The organism is Dietzia sp. UBA5065 (assembly GCA_002415925.1).
Taxonomy (GTDB): Bacteria; Actinomycetota; Actinomycetes; order Mycobacteriales; family Mycobacteriaceae; genus Dietzia.
In genome coordinates this window covers 27,746-44,165 of sequence record DIAZ01000140.1, presented here as the reverse complement: position 1 = coordinate 44,165, position 16,420 = coordinate 27,746, and the positions used below count along the sequence as shown (strand labels likewise).

General features: G+C 69.5%; 11 protein-coding genes and 2 pseudogenes. 7 read left to right on the top strand and 6 right to left on the bottom strand.

Annotated features, from left to right (window positions below; translation table 11 throughout):
• Positions 1–320: EsaB/YukD family protein (locus tag B4M60_RS11300; protein ID WP_291083795.1), on the bottom strand; the 320-nt coding region annotated here is incomplete at its 3' end.
• Between the two features lie 193 nt (positions 321–513).
• Between B4M60_RS11300 and eccCa the strand changes: the two genes are divergently transcribed.
• The 5 genes and pseudogenes from eccCa to B4M60_RS15730 form a co-directional block, all read left to right on the top strand.
• Positions 514–4,548 (top strand): type VII secretion protein EccCa, encoded by a 4,035-nt coding sequence (eccCa, locus tag B4M60_RS11295; RefSeq protein WP_291083792.1) that lies wholly within the window; start codon positions 514–516, stop codon positions 4,546–4,548.
• A gap of 179 nt (positions 4,549–4,727) precedes the next feature.
• The gene (locus tag B4M60_RS11290; RefSeq protein ID WP_291083789.1) at positions 4,728–5,363 is read left to right on the top strand and encodes a hypothetical protein; all 636 of its coding nucleotides are present in this window, start codon (positions 4,728–4,730) and stop codon (positions 5,361–5,363) included.
• 129 nt (positions 5,364–5,492) lie between these two features.
• Complete coding sequence (locus B4M60_RS11285) at positions 5,493–5,813, top strand: WXG100 family type VII secretion target (protein ID WP_291083786.1); 321 nt, start codon at positions 5,493–5,495, stop codon at positions 5,811–5,813.
• Between the two features lie 32 nt (positions 5,814–5,845).
• Positions 5,846–6,139: a WXG100 family type VII secretion target gene (locus B4M60_RS11280; RefSeq protein WP_291083783.1), complete on the top strand. Its 294-nt coding sequence runs from the start codon at positions 5,846–5,848 to the stop codon at positions 6,137–6,139.
• Positions 6,140–6,335: 196 nt separating this feature from the next.
• Positions 6,336–6,933, top strand: a pseudogene (locus B4M60_RS15730) (transposase); the annotation flags it as partial.
• Between the two features lie 93 nt (positions 6,934–7,026).
• Here B4M60_RS15730 and B4M60_RS11270 read toward each other — a convergent pair.
• The 3 genes and pseudogenes from B4M60_RS11270 to B4M60_RS15750 form a co-directional block, all read right to left on the bottom strand.
• On the bottom strand, positions 7,027–7,950 hold the full coding sequence (locus tag B4M60_RS11270) for a nucleotidyl transferase AbiEii/AbiGii toxin family protein (RefSeq protein WP_291083777.1): 924 nt from the start codon (positions 7,948–7,950) through the stop codon (positions 7,027–7,029).
• Entirely contained in the window at positions 7,947–8,921 is a 975-nt protein-coding gene (locus B4M60_RS11265; RefSeq protein WP_291083774.1) for a type IV toxin-antitoxin system AbiEi family antitoxin domain-containing protein, read from the bottom strand. The genes B4M60_RS11270 and B4M60_RS11265 overlap by 4 nt, the downstream gene beginning before the upstream one ends.
• A gap of 94 nt (positions 8,922–9,015) precedes the next feature.
• Positions 9,016–9,150 (bottom strand): annotated as a pseudogene (locus B4M60_RS15750) (IS256 family transposase); the annotation flags it as partial.
• A gap of 172 nt (positions 9,151–9,322) precedes the next feature.
• Between B4M60_RS15750 and B4M60_RS11260 the strand changes: the two are divergent.
• The gene (locus B4M60_RS11260) at positions 9,323–10,201 is read left to right on the top strand and encodes a sulfurtransferase (protein ID WP_291083771.1); all 879 of its coding nucleotides are present in this window, start codon (positions 9,323–9,325) and stop codon (positions 10,199–10,201) included.
• A gap of 173 nt (positions 10,202–10,374) precedes the next feature.
• On the opposite strand, the gene lysX is transcribed toward B4M60_RS11260, so the two are convergent.
• Complete coding sequence (lysX, locus tag B4M60_RS11255) at positions 10,375–13,809, bottom strand: bifunctional lysylphosphatidylglycerol synthetase/lysine--tRNA ligase LysX (RefSeq protein ID WP_291083768.1); 3,435 nt, start codon at positions 13,807–13,809, stop codon at positions 10,375–10,377.
• A gap of 198 nt (positions 13,810–14,007) precedes the next feature.
• Between lysX and B4M60_RS11250 the strand changes: the two genes are divergently transcribed.
• Positions 14,008–15,336: an AI-2E family transporter gene (locus B4M60_RS11250; protein ID WP_291083765.1), complete on the top strand. Its 1,329-nt coding sequence runs from the start codon at positions 14,008–14,010 to the stop codon at positions 15,334–15,336.
• 150 nt (positions 15,337–15,486) lie between these two features.
• On the opposite strand, the gene B4M60_RS11245 is transcribed toward B4M60_RS11250, so the two are convergent.
• On the bottom strand, positions 15,487–16,308 hold the full coding sequence (locus B4M60_RS11245) for an HpcH/HpaI aldolase/citrate lyase family protein (RefSeq protein WP_291083821.1): 822 nt from the start codon (positions 16,306–16,308) through the stop codon (positions 15,487–15,489).
• Positions 16,309–16,420: the final 112 nt, after the last annotated feature.

The window sequence follows — 16,420 nt, the reverse complement described above, 5'->3', positions numbered from 1 at the left end:
ATGAGGATCTCGCCGTCGTGGACCCGTTGCTGGGCCAGCGTCTCGGACACGGCCAGGGGCCCGCCCGCCAGTCGTGACAGCTGCCAGGAGCCACCCGCGTCGCCGCCCATCCGGGCGTCGACGTCGATGCCCGTGGCCGGCCCGGCGGACGTGCGGACATGGTTGCGAACCAGGTCCACGACCTCGGGGATGACCGCGACGAGTTCGAGGTGGGCGGGCAGGCTGAGATCCACCCGGGTCCTGCGGCACACGATCGACACACGCCGCTGGTCCAAGGGTTCCACGCCGGCCGCGATCCCCATTCCGCTCTGCTCCGTCACACCCGGTCCTCCCGCTCGACTCGCCGTCCCCACCGGATGCCGACCCGTCCGGGTGGCGTACCCGCCGGGACGTGCGCTGGCCTAGCATCCGTGATCGATACGGCGACCATTGTCGACGGCGGTGCGCGCTCACGGGGTCGCCACCTCGCCGGCAACGGGAGAAGCGGGGAGACGGACGAGGAGGCTGCCTGGCATGGGGGACGTGGTCTTCACGCCTGCCGAGAGGCTCGAGCCACCACCCGAGCCGAGTGGTGAACTGACGCTGCAGGCGCCGCCAGTCCTCCCGAGGCCGACGCCGCGGTCCCTCGTCCAGATTCTGCTACCGGTCGTCATGGTCGTCGCGGTGGGCGGCATGGTCGTGGTGATGATGCGCACGGGAATGATGCGCAACCCGATGTTCCTGCTGTTCCCGGTGATGATGGCGGTGTCCGCGGTGGGCGTGCTCGCCGGAACGCTGTCCGGGGGGAACACGACCGCCGAGACGGACGAACTGCGCAAGGACTACCTGCGCTACCTGGGCCAGACCCGCGACGCGGTCCGCGAGACCGCCGCCGCCCAGCGTGCGAGGGCCCTGTGGCGCCACCCGGATCCGGTGGAGCTTCCGTCGCTGATCGGCACGCCCCGGATGTGGGAGCGGGGGAGGGACGACCCGGAGTACCTCACCGTCCGCGTGGGCCCCGGTCGGCAGAGCCTGGCGACCAGGCTGTCCGTGCCCGACACCGGCCCTGTGGATGACCTCGAGCCGGTCTCCGTGGTGAGCATGAAACGCTTTGTCCGCGTGCACTCGGTGGTCGACGACCTTCCCGTGGCGCTGGAGCTGAGGGCGTTCCCGGCGATCTCCCTGGACGGCGACGTCGACGTGGTGCGCTCCGCCGTCCGCGCGATGCTCTCCGGTCTCGTGGTCTCCCACGGACCGGACCACGTCCGGCTGGCCGTCGCAGCGAGCGAGGGTCACGCCCGACAGGCCTGGGAATGGCTCAAGTGGCTCCCGCACCACCAACACCCGACCTACACCGACGGCGGCGGACGGGTGCGACTCACCGAGTTCTCGCTGGCCGGTGTGGAGTCGATGCTCGCCTCCGATCTGGCGGAGCGGTCCTCGTTCTCCCCGAGCGAGCCCCTCCGTCCGGGTGTGCGGCACCTCGTCGTCGTCGTGGACGGGGTCGGCGTCACGGGCGCCGAGCGTCTCCTCGCCGAAGACGGACTCGACGCGGTGACGGTGATCGAGGTCTCCGGCAGCCGAGCCGGGCAGCTGCGCGCTCTCGCGCTGCGGAGGGGACTGTGCATCCGGGTCGACGACGACCGTCGCGCCCTGGTCCGCACCGAATCCGGGGACGAGGAGATCGCGCGGGTCGACACGATGAGTCGGCCCGAAGCCGAGCGGGTCGCCATGGCGCTGGCCCGGTACCGGCCCGCCGACACCGTGACCAACGCCGACGGCTCGACCTCGACCCGTCGCACACCGGGTCTGCCGGACCTGCTGGGAATCGGCTTGGCCACCCAGGTCGACCCGGCCGTGGCGTGGAGAAGGCGGGGCGGCCGCGACCGACTGAGGGTTCCCGTGGGGGTGAGTCCGGACGGCGCTCCGGTCGAACTGGACCTCAAGGAGGCGGCGCACGGCGGCATGGGTCCACACGGACTGTGTATCGGCGCGACAGGCTCGGGAAAATCGGAGTTCCTGCGCACGCTGGTCCTGGGCTTGGTCGCGACTCATGACCCGGACGCACTCAACCTGGTCCTGGTGGACTTCAAGGGCGGCGCGACCTTCCTCGGTCTGGAGTCGTTGGCACATGTGGCGGCTGTGATCACCAACCTGCAGGCCGAGATGACCATGGTCGACCGCATGCGGGATGCGCTCGAGGGCGAGCTCACCCGGCGCCAGGAGGTGCTGCGCGCGGCCGGCAACTACGCCAACGTCGGCGAGTACGAAGCCGCGCGGGCAAAGGGAGCCCCTCTGGACCCGCTTCCCGCCCTGGTGATCGTGGTGGACGAGTTCTCCGAGCTGCTGTCCTCCAAACCCGAGTTCGCCGAGCTCTTCCTCACCATCGGCAGACTCGGCCGCAGCCTGCACATCCATCTCCTGCTGGCGTCCCAGCGGCTGGAGGAGGGACGTCTCCGGGGACTCGACAGCCACCTGTCCTACCGGATCGCGCTGAAGACGTTCTCCGCGACGGAGTCACGCACGGTCCTCGGTGTGACCGACGCCTACCACCTGCCCGCCACCCCCGGGGCGGGCTACCTCAAGGTCGACGCCGGCGACCCCGTACGGTTCGACGCCGCCTATGTCTCCGGCCCGTACCGGGAGGACCGACGGCTCGATGGTTCCTCCGTGGCCACTCCCGTGGCCCGCGCCGCGGTGCGGGCGTTCTCATCCTGGTACATGCCCGTACCCTCACCGGTCCCGGCGGCCCGCGGCCTAGGCGCCGGCGAGGTCGCCGGGAAGTCGTCCGGACCCGTGACCGGGCCAGGTCAGGGGGACCGGGACGACGCGGCGAGCCTGCTCGACGTGCTGGTCGCTCGGCTCTCCGGGCACGGTCGGCCCGCCCACGAGGTGTGGCTTCGACCGTTGGGCGAGGGGGCCTCGCTGGACGCGGCCGTCGGAATCGAGCCCTCCGGGGCGGGGGGCGACCTGCCGCCCACCCTGCGATTCGCGCTGGCGGAGGTGGACCTGCCCTTCGAACAGCGCCGGGACACCTGGCACGTGGATCTGTCCGGCGCCGACGGCAACGTCGCCGTGGTGGGTGGGACCAGGTCGGGGAAGTCGACGACCCTGTGCACCCTGGTGCTGTCTGCGGCCGCGACGACCGCGCCCGACCGGCTCTCGATGTACATCGTGGACCTGGGGGGCGGTCTGCTGCAGTCGGTGGCCGGGTTGCCACAGGTCGGGGGGGTGGCCAGGCGCGGCGAGGAGGAGAGGATCCGACGCACGGTCGCCGAGGTGGATACGGAGCTCAAGCGCCGAGAGATCGTGTTCCGTGAGTCGGGCGTGACGTCGGTGGACCAGGCGCGACGTCGGACGACCGACAGGAACGGCCGACGAGTGGCGGAGTACCCCGACACTCTCCTGGTGATCGACGGGTGGCAGGCCTTCCGGACCGAGTTCGAGGACCTCGAGCAGCTCGTCCTGGGTCTCGCGGCGAACGGGTTGTCCTACGGAGTCCATGTGGTTCTGTCGGTCGCACGCTGGGCGGACCTGCGGCCGGCGCTACGCGACGCGCTGGGCACCCGCGTGGAGTTGCGGCTGGGAGATCCGACCGACTCGATGATCGACAGGCGGGTGGCGATGACCGTGCCCGCCGACCCGGGGCGCGGTCTCACCGCTGAGCGCAACCACATGCTCGTGTATCAACCCAGGCTCGACGGGTCGGTCGACCCCGAGGGGATCGCCGACGCGACCGCCGCCGCAGCCCTGCACCTGGCGCAGCGGTGGCGGGCCATGCTCGGCGACGCCGGTGCGGCTCCCGTCCGGATGCTCCCCGGGGTCCTGCCGTACGCACAGGTCGCCAGCCTGTCGAGGCCGGGCCCCGACGGTGCCCGGACCCGCGTCCCGCTCGGGGTCGACGAGGCCGACCTCAAGGTGGTCTACGCGGATCTGGAGGCCGACCCGCTGATGCTGGTCTTCGGCGACGCCGAGTGCGGCAAGACCTCGGTGTTGCGGTCCATCGCCCGGGGTCTGGTGTCGGGTAACAGCCCGCAGACCGCCAAACTCATCCTGGTGGACTACCGCCGCACCATGCTCGGTGAGATCGCGGGGGACCACCTCGCGGGATACGCCGCCACCGAGACCTCTCTCGTGCCAATGGTGGACCACCTGGTCCGGATCCTCGACGATCGGATGCCGGGCGCAGACGTCACCCCCGAGGAGTTGCGGGCCCGCTCATGGTGGAGCGGGCCGCGCATCCACCTGCTCGTCGACGACCTCGACCTGGTCGTCACGCCGGCTGGGAACCCGCTCGCCCCGCTCGCCCCGTTCCTGCCGCACGCCCGCGACATCGGTCTCTCGGTGGTGCTGGCCCGGCGCAGTGCGGGCGCCTCCCGCGCGCTGTACGACGTCGTCGTCGGCCGGATCCGGGACCTGGGCGGCGCCGGACTCATCATGTCGGGCAGTCGTGAGGAGGGCCCGCTGCTCGGCGGCGTCCGCCCGGCCCCGCTGCCCGCGGGCCGTGGCCGTCTGGTCACGCGGGATCGAGGCGTGCAACTCGTCCAGACCGCGTTGTCCGAGCCGTGACCGATCACCGAGCGACCGTCGCGGTCGACCTCTCCTGTTCCGGGCTGGCGGTGGCGTCGGTTTCGGCCTCGGCGGTTCTCTCCTCGGTGGTGGCACCCGCCTCCGTGGTCGCGGGGGCGGACGGCTCCGCGCTGCCACCAGGAGGCGACCGTATCGAATGCTCGGAGAGAGTCGATGCGGTGGCGGCCCGGTATCCGGACCGGTGCCTGGCGGATCCGATCGCGGCCGCTCACCGGGATCGGCTCGACGTGGCCGGGCTCTCGGTCCCCGTGACGGAACTGCTCGCCGCGCCGGTGTCCCGGGCCCTGCGGTGGGCGGGGGCAGAAGAGGGGGACCACGCGGTCCTCCTCGTCCCGAGCAACTGGGGCGCCACCCGGACGGCCCGGGTGGCGACCGCGGCGAGCTCGCTCGGGGTGTCGCCCCGGATCGTGCGTTCCGCCCTGGTGACGGCGGAGGCGCTTCCCTCGTCGTCGGCCCGCTGGGCGGTATGCGTCGAATCCTGCCTGACGCTCACGACCGTGAGTCTGGTCGAACGCACGCGCGGAGGGTTGAATCTGGTCGACCGGGCCGTGGTGCACCGGTGGGACCCCGGCCTGGATTCGGTGCGGGACGACGAGGTGTCGCGAGTCCTCGACGCGGTGGCCGCCCTGCGTCACGGGCGGCGCGAAGCAGGCACCGGGTCCACCGAGGTCCTGGCGCGGGGTCACAACGCCGAGAGGGTGGTGGACGCCTGTGATCAGGTTCGACTGGTCTCCTACGTCGTGCCCGACCTGGCGCCCGTGGAGGCGGCTCTGTGGCTCTTCTCCGGCGCCTGAATCGGATCGGGTCGGGACCGGCGCACCGGGAAGAAGTTCCGGGGAGGTGGAACCGATCGGTCGCCGGGGTGCGTCGAACACTGTGACGGAGCCAGAACAGGACTCCGCAGGACCACAGGGGAGGACCAGATGACGGGCTTCAACACCCACATCGGGACCATGGACACCGCGGCCAAGAGGGTCGACGACGTCAATCTGGAGATCGATCGACTGCTCGGAAACGTCAGGGACTCGGTATCCCAGCTCGGGGGCTCGGTGTGGCGGGGTGCCGCCCAGTCGAGGTTCGCCGCGATCATGGCCGAGTGGCAACAGCAGAGCGCGAAGCTCAACTCGGCGCTCGCCGGGATCTCCGAGACGATGCGCACCAACAGCACGTCGTTCGACGCCGCCGACCAGGACTCCGCCCAGATGATCGTCCGGGCCGGCGCCTCCGGTCCGCTCAACATCTGACACCGCACCTCACCATCACCGGGAGAATCATCATGAGCTCAGGGCAGATCACCTACAACCACGGCCCGATCGAGTCGCTCGTCGGCCAGGTCGGCTCGGCCTCCACCGCGCTGCGCACGACGCTCGACGACCTCAAGTCGTATCTCGCTCCGCTCGTCGCCGAGTGGGAGGGCGACGCCGCGGTCGCCTACCAGGCACACCAGAGCGACTGGGACCAGGCCGCGGCGGCGCTGCAGGCGATGCTCGCGGAGATCTCGCGGGCGGCGAGCCACGGCAACCAGGGCATGGCCGACGCCGACCGCCGCGCCGCCCAGGGCTGGGGCTGACCCGCAGGCGACGGGCAGGCAGCTCCGCGCAGCCCTCCGACGGCCCCGCCCCGCGCTGCGCGGGGCCGGGGTCGTCGCCCATCGGCGGGGGTCGCCCGGGCCGTGCGGGGGGCTACACCACGACGCGGTCCGGCGTCGACACCGCCCGATTCCCCACCTCCTCCGGGGGATGGCTCGCGCGATTTAGTGGGCCTCGCGCCAATTGCGCCGTCCGCGCATGGCTGACGGGGTACGAGCCGCGTTGCGGATCCTTGTGGCCGCCCGCTGACCGTATGACCTACGACCGTCACCATCTACGCACGGATCGCGCTGCTGCGTATCGCCGATCTCGGCGTCGACGCCCGCCGAGCGCTGACAGGCACGCAGCTTGCCACCATCACCCGGTGGCGTGCACGTGATGAGGGCCTCGGTGTCGCCATCGCCCGAAGCGAGGCCATCCGTCTCGCCAAACGCGTGGCCGAACTCGACGAGCAACTCGCCGCCAAAGTTCCCGAATGACCGAGCTCGTCAAGGCCAGCCAGGCCGCGTCATTGCCAAGTGAGACCGGCGTGGGGCCTGTGACGGCCGCCGTCTGCCTGACCGTCTGGTCACATCACGATCGAGTGCGATCCGAGGCTGCGTTCGCCTCGCTCGCAGGCGTCGATCCCATCCCCGCATCATCCGGGAACACCGTGCGGCACCGGCTCAATCGCGGCGGGGATAGTCGACTCAATCGCGCCCTGCACATGGCGGTCCTGACCCGCATCGCCCACGATCCGGCCACCCGCTCATACGTCGAACGTAGACGCGCGGAGCGGCGCACGCAGCAAGCCGAGCTGGCGGATGCGGCCGCAAGGCCTGGCACCGTACGACGGGGCGGACTGTCGCCCTGAATTCGGACAGGCGGTTCACTGCTGGCTGAAGTTCTCTCGCCATTGGGAAGTGCGATGTTCCCAGACGGCTGGTGTGTCAGCAGAGGGGAGTGATTGGAGGATCCTGTTGTAGCAGCGGCCGGCGTCGGTGAGTGCGGTGTCGAGGTCATAGTGCTCGGTGGTGAGGGGGCTACTTTTGGCGGTTGCAGTCCACTGCGTCGTCCATGCGGGTCCCGGTGAGACGACGGTGTCGGGCATGGCGGAGATGTTCCGAAGGTGTCGCTCTCGTTCTACGGCGGCAACTGCCGGCTCGAGATCGATTGGCAGGTATGCGCTGATGAGAAGCAGGTCGACGAGGTCACGGAAGCGTCCGGATGGGCGACGAGTCGGGCCGAACGTCTCGTACAGAGCGCACAGCTTGTCGGCAATCTGATCGGCGAGTGGGTAGAGCTGGACGGTTCCCTCGGGTGTGAAGTCGTCGGTGTCGATGAGCCGGGGGAGTGGGTGGCGTTCGATAGCCCCGACGAGCGGACGTCGACTGGTGACGATATCGATCGAGAAAGTGTCGAATGGTCGTCCGCCCAGGGAGGCGGTCACGGTAACGGTCGTGCCTTTGTCGCCAGCGATTCGTCGCGGGCGAGTGAGTTCAAAGCGAAAGTGATCTAGATGGTGGTCGCGGGCGATACGACTGAGTTCGTCAATGGAATCGACTGTCTCGTCGGTGACCAGAAGATCGATGTCGTGGCTGTAGCGGGCGTGCGGTAGGCGCACCATCATGCCGACGCCGCCCTTGAGGACCCATCCGTAGGGGTCAGCGTCGAAGATCCTGGCTAGAAAACGGGACATCACGAAGCGGCGACGCGCTCTCTGGTCGTTCTGGCCTTGTTGGCGGGCCTGGGCTTTCAATCGGTCGGTCACCGATGCCCGGACGGCTGCGGGCGTTCTCGCGGCCGGGCTCACTGGCGACCTTCCCAGAAGCGCTCTAGGGCGCCTCTGGCCCCAGCCGTTGCATCCATTGTTTTGAACGCCTCTGAGAGTCGGGCGTTGTCGGCGGCGGTGAACTTGACGTCCGGCATGGAGGGCAGTTGCACACCACTCATCTCGTCCCGTAGCGCGCGTGCCGAGGCTGTGCTGAGCTGAGTTATTTGGCGTGTGAGCTGCTCGGAGATCATCGGATTCAGCCCCTGGGCCGTGCTGGCCCACTGGCTGATTGGGACAGCTGACTGTCTGCGCACGATGTCCGCCATTGCCAGTGCGGTGGTGGATACACCAGCTTCGGCAATCAGGGCGTTGAGGAACCCTTGGCCGTCGAGCGCTCGGTGGCCGTAACTGAAAGCGAAGGGCGAGAGTGTCTCCGTGACTTCATCTACTGTGCTCAGGTCGCGGATGAGGGCGTCACGGACGATCGAGGCAAGGTGTCCGGCGTCTAGCGCCGCGGCGGCCAGGTCGCGGATCGTGCGGAGCGCTGTCGTCACTGGAAGTCGGTCGACTACCTGCCAGTCGTGGCGTTCTAGCTCGGCCCGGTGGGTCACCACGCCGGGGATAGTCAGTCTGATTCTGCGGGTGGTGGAAAGCTCCACTTCGTCCGCATCCAGATCGCCCAGGTGCAGAAGCCGCGCCGCTGTTCGATGGGACAGAACCCCCGTGGGTACAGCCTGATCGAGCCGCTCCCAGTTCACCGTGCTCTGGTCGAGCGCCATCCATGCAAGACGCTCATTGAGATGCTCGTCGTTGGGAAGGCGGGTGAGGCGGTAGATCCCGTGATGGAGTCTTTCCAGCACTCCGGAATCAGCTAGTCGCTTGAGATCTTGTGGAGTGGTGCCGACTTGCGACCGAGCCTGTCTGCTCGTCACTAGACCATCCTGCTCCGCAGCAAGCCCCACGAGGGCACGGACACGATCATTCATGGGCACGGCACGAAAGTACAACATCTGATGCACTTTTGCTACGCCCGAAGTGATTATCGTGCCAACTGGTCAAGCCCCTGAAAGTGGTGTCACTGTTTTTTTGATCCTTCGATGGTGATCAGGCGGGTAGTTGCATCAGTTCATCGGTGCTCACTTCCGTCTTCGGGCCGGTGCCGGTGTCGGTGGTCAGAGAAGGTCGGCCGCGGCTGAGGTCTGCGAGTCCGAAGTGGCGGCGGCCCTCGGCCCGTTCGTCGACCATCGGCGGTGGTCGGCCGGGCCGTGCGGGGGGCTACACCACGACGCGGTCCGGGGTCGACAGTTCCGATCCCGGCGATGGCATCCCGTGCCACAACCGCGGCGCGTCCCTACGCTCGGCGGTGTCACCTCAGCGCGTGGTGTCGCCCCCGCACAAGGAAAGGACCATCATGGGATCCCCTCTGCCACTTCAGGTCAGCGCCGAGTGGCTGCACCGCCACCTGGACGACCGGGACCTCGTCGTCGTCGACGCCACCACCATCCTGCCCGTCCCCACCGACGGCCCCTACGTCCCGGAATCGGGGGAGGCCACCTACCGCGCCGAGCACATCCCCGGCGCGGTGTTCGCCGAGCTCCTGGTGGACTTCGCCGACCCGGCCGGCGCGTACGACTGGACCGCACCGGACCACGAGCGCTTTGCCGCCGCCGCCGGCGCCCTGGGGATCGGGGACGACGTGCGCGTGGTGGTCTACGACCAGGGCGACCGCTACTGGGCCACCCGCCTGTGGTGGCACCTCCGCTACGAGGGATTCGACCGGGTCACGGTCCTCGACGGCGGGCTCCCCGCGTGGAAGGCGGCCGGCTACGAGGTGACCGACGTCGTGCCCGAGCCCACCCCCCGCACCTTCACCGGCACCCGACGCCCGGAGCTGATCCGCTCCACCGAGGAGGTCGCCGCCGGACTCGACGACGAGAAGACCGTGCTGGTCAACGTCCTGGACGAGGCCACCTACCGCGGCGAGGTGGACACCTACGCCCGGCGCGGACACATCCCCGGCAGCATCAACGTGTCGGTGTTCACGCTGCGCGAGGCCGAGACGGGCACGCTGCGGCCGATCGAGGAGCTGCGCCCGGAGTTCGAGGCGGCCGGCCTGCTCGACTCCGACACGCGCGTCGTGACCTACTGCGGCGGCGGGATCGCGGCGACCGGGCTGGCGCACGCCCTCGCCCTGGCCGGGCGGGACGACGTGGCGGTGTACGACGGCTCGATGAGCGCGTGGGCCGGCGACCCCGCCCTGCCACTGGTCACCGGAGCCTCACCCCGCTGACCTCCGGCCCCGCCGGGTGGGACGTGGCGTGTCACCGGCCCACGTCCACCACGGGGGTTCTCGTGTCCCACGCCGACGCCCGCGTGACCGTTCATGGTCGCCGACCGATCGTCCAGCGTGTCCAGGACGGTCGGCGCGAGAGTCATCTCGCCGCTCGGCATGTCCCGGGCTGGTCATGGCGTGCTTCGGGCGAAGGGGAAGGCCAGGACGTCCCGGATCATCGATCCGGTGATCGCCATGAGCAGTCGATCGATGCCGATCCCGAGCCCGCCTGCGGGAGGCATTCCGATCTCGAGGGCGTGGAGGAAGTCCTCATCGACTTCCATCGCCTCCAGGTCGCCATGAGCGGCCCTGTAGGACTGTTCGGCGAGGCGGCGTCGCTGTTCGATCGGGTCGGTGAGTTCGGAGTACGCGGTTCCCAGCTCCATTCCCGCGATCACCAGGTCCCAACGCTCGCTCAGCCCCGGTTCCGTCCGGTGCGGCGCCGCCAGCGGCGAGGTCTCGGCCGGGAAGTCGGTGTAGAAGGTGGGGTAGCGGGTGGTTGGTTCGACGAGCTCGCCGTAGAGCTCTTCCAGTACCGCGCCGGGGCCCATGTGATCGGCGACGGCGACGTCGTGCTCGCGGGCGAGGGACAGCAGTGTCTCTATCCCGGTGTGCTGGTCGACCGCGCGTCCCACCGTGGATGAGACCGCCTCGCACACAGTCACGACCGGCCACGGCCCTGAGATGTCCACGAGCCCGGGCGGCCGGGCGGCCGGGGCGCCGTCGTGGCGAGCGAGCTCGTGCCTCATCACCAGGGGGAGCGCCTCGTGGCCGTGGACGGCGCGGGCCGCGTTCTTCACCAACCGCTCGGCCAGGTGGCGCATGTCGGTGTAGTCGCCCAGAGGGAGGTACACCTCGAGAGAGGTGAACTCGGGATTGTGGGTGGCGTCGGCACCCTCGTTGCGGAAACTGCGCCCCATCTCGTAGAGGGGTCCCATCCCGGCCACGAGGAGGCGCTTGAGCTGCAACTCCGGGGCGATTCGCAGGACGAGCCCGGTTCTGTAGTTGTTCGACCAGGTGTGGAAGGGGCGGGCGTTGGCGCCGCCGTGGACGGCGCTCAGGATCGGGGTCTCGACCTCGCGGTAACCCTCGGCCGCGAGTGTTGCCCTCAGGGCGGTGAGCGCGTCTGCGCGGGAACGGATCAGCGTGAGCCGACCCGGGTGCACCAGGAGGTCGTCGGACCGGTGTCGCAGCCTCGATCCCACATCGCTGGAGGACTCCGTGGCCCCGCGGCGATGATAGGGGATCGGGTGCAGGGCCTTGGCGATGATCGCCCATTCCGAGACGAGCAGAGAACGCGTGCCGCTGCGAGATGCCCCCCACCGGCCGTCGAGGATGATCATGTCGCCCACGTCGAGGCAGCGGCCGAGCAGGCGCAACTCGCCTGCTGCGAGCCGGCCGCGTTCAGCGATCGCCTGGACGCTGCTGAACTCGTCGATGAGATCGATGAAGACCACCCCGCCGTGCCGGCGCACGCCGCGGACACGGGCGGTGATGCGCGCTGGCTGCCCGGCCCCGGGGAGGCCGCCGATGAGGTTCGGGTCGATCCGCGCCAGGCGGGTGGCGCCGGTGATGCCGACGGGGTAGGGGTCGTGGCCGGCGGCCCGCAGTTCGTCGAGATGGCGCAGGCGCTGCCGGGTCTGATCGCCGCGGAGCGGTGTCAGCCCGCCCAGGTCGATGACGGGGGAGCGCAGGGCACGGATGTCGTCGAGTTCGCCGGCCGTCAAGTGATGAGAACTCTCGCCTGGTCGACTCAGGGTCGGGATGAACCCCTCGGCCCGACCGATCGCGAATGCGACGCGTGGGAAGTCGATCGGTGCCTCGATGCACGCGTAGCGGGGCACCCAGGTGGGTTGGTACTTGTCATTGTTCCGGTACAGGCTCTCGATCTGGGTGAACCTGTCGAGTAGGTGAAGGGTCGAGCTGCTGGCGCGCGCGATCGGGCTCGAGCCGAACTCCTCGGCGACGGCGAACGTGCTGCGCAGGACAGCGAAGTTGAGCGAGACCCGGGAGATTCCGAGGTCCCCGGCAGCGGTCATCAGTCCTGAGATCATGAACTCGTTCACGCCCGTGGGCGCGTCAGGGCGGCGCCGCATGAGATCGAGGGACAGGCCGGTGCGGCCCCACGGTACGAACGACAGCAGAGCGACGGGTCCGCCGTCCGCGTCATGGGCGCTCACCAATACGCACTTGCCATCGGCGGGATCTCCGAGGCGGCCCAGGGCCATGGAGAAGCCCCGTTCCGCGCCCCCGACCCGCCATGTGTCCGCAAACCCTCGGATCTGGGACATCTCGTCGTCGCCCAGGTCGTCGTGGTATCTGACGCGAAGCGTGAGGCCCTTTTTGCGGGCATGGTTGACCGCGCGCCGCACCGGTGTCATCGAGGTGTCGTCGAGGGTGAACCGATCGGGGTCGACAATGGCCTCGTCCCCCAGGATGAGTGCGCCCAGGCCCACCTCGCCAAGGGCGCGCGCGCCGCGCTCGGACAGACTCGTCCCGGCCGGGACCCAGCCGTAAGCGCGACACATGCGTAGCCATTCCGCCACCGCGGCGTGCCATGACCTGTAGTCGCCGACCGGGTCCCCCGATGCCAGACACACGGAGCCGACCACTCGAAACGCGATGACCGCCCGCCCGTCACCGGAGAAGACGAAGGATTTGTCGCGGCGGGTGGCGAAGTAGCCGAGCGAGTCGTCCCCACCATGAGCGGCCAGCAGGCTGCGTACCCGAACCTCGGTCTGACCGTCCCAGGCGCCGACTGGTCGCACCGACCGCAGGAAGTTCCAGATGGAGAGAACGAGGGTGACGCTGAGCAGCGACTCGGCGATGAGTGGAATGCGGCCCAGGGCGGCGAGGATCTGCTGATCGCGGGTCAAGTTGAAGCCCAGAGCCTCTCGCATCGCCGCATCGACGACCCGCCAGGTCGGGTGCTGGGCGTCCACCACGGACCGGTTCCCGCGGATGAGAAAAGAGACCGTGGCGAGGGTGAGCGCGTAACCGGCCACCACGGCCAGGGATGAGCGCCACCAGGCCGCTGGCGCCGTCCGCGCGGGGAAGGACGGGCGCAGCCACCAGACCGCCGCCGCGAGGAACAACGAGACGAGTAGACCACCGATTTCCAGGAGCACGTTCGACGGCTCACGTGGAGACCACAGAGCGCTGGCCAGCGAGGCAGGCAGTGACCCGGCAGGCGCCCAGTGGGCGGCAACGGAGGCCAGTGAAACCAGCGTGCCCGACAACTGGAACCCGAACACCGCCCACAGCGCCAGGCGTTTGCGCCGAACGAGCGCGCCGGCCACGAGGCCAAGCACCGCCACCGAGACGAACGACAGGGTGAACGGGACATTCAGATTGGTGAACACGATTGCGGTCCACCGGGTCAGGGTCCGGGGTTTGACCGCCCAGGCCCACAAGGCGAGCAACGACGCCACGACGTACAGGCCGATCAGGACCCGAGCGGCGGCCTCCTGAGAGGAGGATGCCGGGCGGTGGGCCGGAACGACGCCTGGGAGCTGAGCAAAGGTGGGGCCGCGGGCCTCGCGGGAGTCGCTTTGCGCGCGGGGCATCGGCCTGGCACCTCCCGTGAGCAGGGTCCACCGTCACTGTCATCGGCAGCGCGTGGGCACGCATCGCCGACCCCCAGAACGCTGTCAAAATCGCGTCGGCATCGCAGGCGAACCGCGACACCCGAGCTGGAAGTGCCGCCACGTCGGTCGGTGAAGTGCTCAGGGTCGACCACGCAGCGCGTCGTTGCCGGAGAGCCGATGGAGCGTCGAATGTATGGCAGCCGGGTGGGCGGCCGTACCGACGTGCCCCGATTCGGGCACAGGCTCCCGGTCGCCCGCTGCCGCCGGCCGCGTCCTGGTGCGAGGCGGAATAGAATGGGGCGATGCGAAATCATTCGCGGGCAGGTCGCATTGATCGGGCGCACCTGCCCTACGGGGTGCTTCTCACCGCGGCATGGTCGGCGTGCCTGCTGCTCATCGCCGCGGGGGGGTTGGCTCGTCGTCCAGGCGGTGGGGAGTCTGGCCGTGGTCGTCGCGCCGTTGGCGGTTGCCGTGCTCCTGGCGGCGATGCTGCGGCCGCTCGTCGACAAGATCGCGGTGGTTCTCCCACGCTCGCTGGCGGCATTGGGCGTCATCCTGCTGGTGATCGCCGTCGTGGTCGGGGGCCTGAGTCTGGTCACCACCCAGGTGGCCAGTGGTCTGCCGGAGATGCGGGATCGACTGCACGCCGGCGCCGATTCGGTACTCGCGTGGTTGTCCACTGGTCCGCTTCACCTCACGGCCGATCGTCTTCAGGCCGGGCTCGATCAGGCGCGTTCGGTGGTCAGCACGCACTCCACCGAGTTGACGACCGGCGCGCTGGCGGCCGGGCAGACCGCCCTCGACGCAGTGGCCGGGACGCTCATCTGCCTCATCGCCCTGTTCTTCTTCCTCTACCACGGTGAAATGCTGTGGGCGTTCTTCGTCCGGTGGCTGCCCGCAGCCGGGCGGCATGACATCGACCGGGCATTCCGGGAGGGCTGGTCGAGCCTGGGGGCCTACACCCGGATGCAGCTCGTGGTGGCCGCCATCAACGCCACCGGCATCGGCATCGGTGCCGCGGTTCTGGGCGTGCCGTTTCTCGTGCCGATCGTTGTGATCGTGTTTCTCGGCTCGTTCATCCCCATCATCGGTGCGTTGCTCTCCGGCCTGGTTCCAGCGCTCATCGCGCTTGTCGACAAGGGGCCGTGGGTCGCGTTGGCGATGATCGTGGTGGTGGTGGTGGTCCATCAGATCGAGTCCCACGTGCTGCAACCGTTTCTCATGGGGCATGCGGTGGCGCTGCACCCGCTCGCGGTGATCGTGGTCGTCACCTCCGGCACCTATCTTCTGGGCATCGGGGGCGCGCTGTTCGCCGTCCCGGTCGCAGCCATGGTCAACGCGATGGTGCGGTACCTGGCGGGAGCAACGGTGACGCTGGACGCAGAGGACCCAGGGGTCTCGGAGCACCACGATGACGGCGCCTCTGCCGCTGTACGGCCTCGGCGCCAGGTCCCCCGCCCGAATACTCGGCGCCCGCGGACCGTCGCCGGTAGACCCCGCAGGTGACCGCGGGGCCCTGGTGGGCGATGAGGTCGCGAAGTCCGGATTGCACGCGGTTCGTGGAGGGAGTCCAGACCGGTATTGCCTGCTGGTCCACACGTCACCTTCGCACGCCCCGCTGACCTCCGGCCCCATCGGGGGAGGCGGCGAGGGGCGTCAGCGCACCACGGCGTAGGCCTTGGCCAGCCGCGCGATCTTCTGCGCCCGCGCCAGCCGCGGCAGGTCGGCGCCGTCGCGGGCGCGTTCGCCCCCGGGGCCCAGCTCGTCGATCACGGACTCGGCCCACGAGACGTCGGCGGCGGAGGGGGACAGCACCTCGTTGATGTACGGGGCCTGATCCACCCGCAGGCAGAGTTTGCCGGTCATGCCCATCTCCACCGCGTGCTCGGCGGCGTCCATGAGCACCTGGGTGTCGTTGGAGATGGTGGGCCCGTCGATCGGCGGGGCCACGCGCGCGACCCGGCTGGACACCACGAACTGGGAGCGGGTGTAGGCCATGGCGATCTGCGAGGAGCCGATGCCGGTGTCGCGGCGGTAGTCGCCGATCCCGAAGGCCAGGCGCACCACCTGGTCGGTCTTGGCGATCTCCGTGGCGGCGGCCAGCCCGTCGGCGGACTCGACCAGCGCGACGATCGGGGTGTTCGCGGCCAGCCGCGCGGCGGTGAGCGAGACGTGCTCGGGGTTCTCGGTCTTGGCCAGCATCACGCCGTCCAGGCCGGGGCAGTGCCCGAGCGCCATGAGGTCCTTCTCCCACTCGGGGGAGCGGACGTCGTTGATCCGGATCCACGCGTGGTTGCCGGCCTCGAGCCACTGCCGGACCTCGCGGCGCGCGCGCTCCTTCTCCGACTGGCGGCAGCCGTCCTCCACGTCCAGCACCACCACGTCCATCTCCGAGTTCACGGCGGCGTCGAAGCGGTCGGACTTGTCGGCGGGCAGGAGCAGCCACGAACGGGCGATCGTCGGCGGGATGGTCGACATGGGGCTCATGGGTACCGGTCATCCTTTGTTCGTGAGACGGCGAAACTCGCGCGGCAACCTCTCCACGATACGTGGGACACCGCGATCGGCCCACACGGGAACCGGTTTCACT

Coding starts and splice junctions, on each gene's coding strand:
- eccCa (WP_291083792.1), top strand. CDS start 514: ATGGGGGACGTGGTCTTCACGCCTGCCGAGAGGCTCGAGCCACCACCC.
- B4M60_RS11285 (WP_291083786.1), top strand. CDS start 5,493: ATGACGGGCTTCAACACCCACATCGGGACCATGGACACCGCGGCCAAG.
- B4M60_RS11280 (WP_291083783.1), top strand. CDS start 5,846: ATGAGCTCAGGGCAGATCACCTACAACCACGGCCCGATCGAGTCGCTC.
- B4M60_RS11265 (WP_291083774.1), bottom strand. CDS start 8,921: ATGTTGTACTTTCGTGCCGTGCCCATGAATGATCGTGTCCGTGCCCTC.
- B4M60_RS11260 (WP_291083771.1), top strand. CDS start 9,323: ATGGGATCCCCTCTGCCACTTCAGGTCAGCGCCGAGTGGCTGCACCGC.
- lysX (WP_291083768.1), bottom strand. CDS start 13,809: ATGCCCCGCGCGCAAAGCGACTCCCGCGAGGCCCGCGGCCCCACCTTT.
- B4M60_RS11250 (WP_291083765.1), top strand. CDS start 14,008: ATGGAGCGTCGAATGTATGGCAGCCGGGTGGGCGGCCGTACCGACGTG.
- B4M60_RS11245 (WP_291083821.1), bottom strand. CDS start 16,308: ATGTCGACCATCCCGCCGACGATCGCCCGTTCGTGGCTGCTCCTGCCC.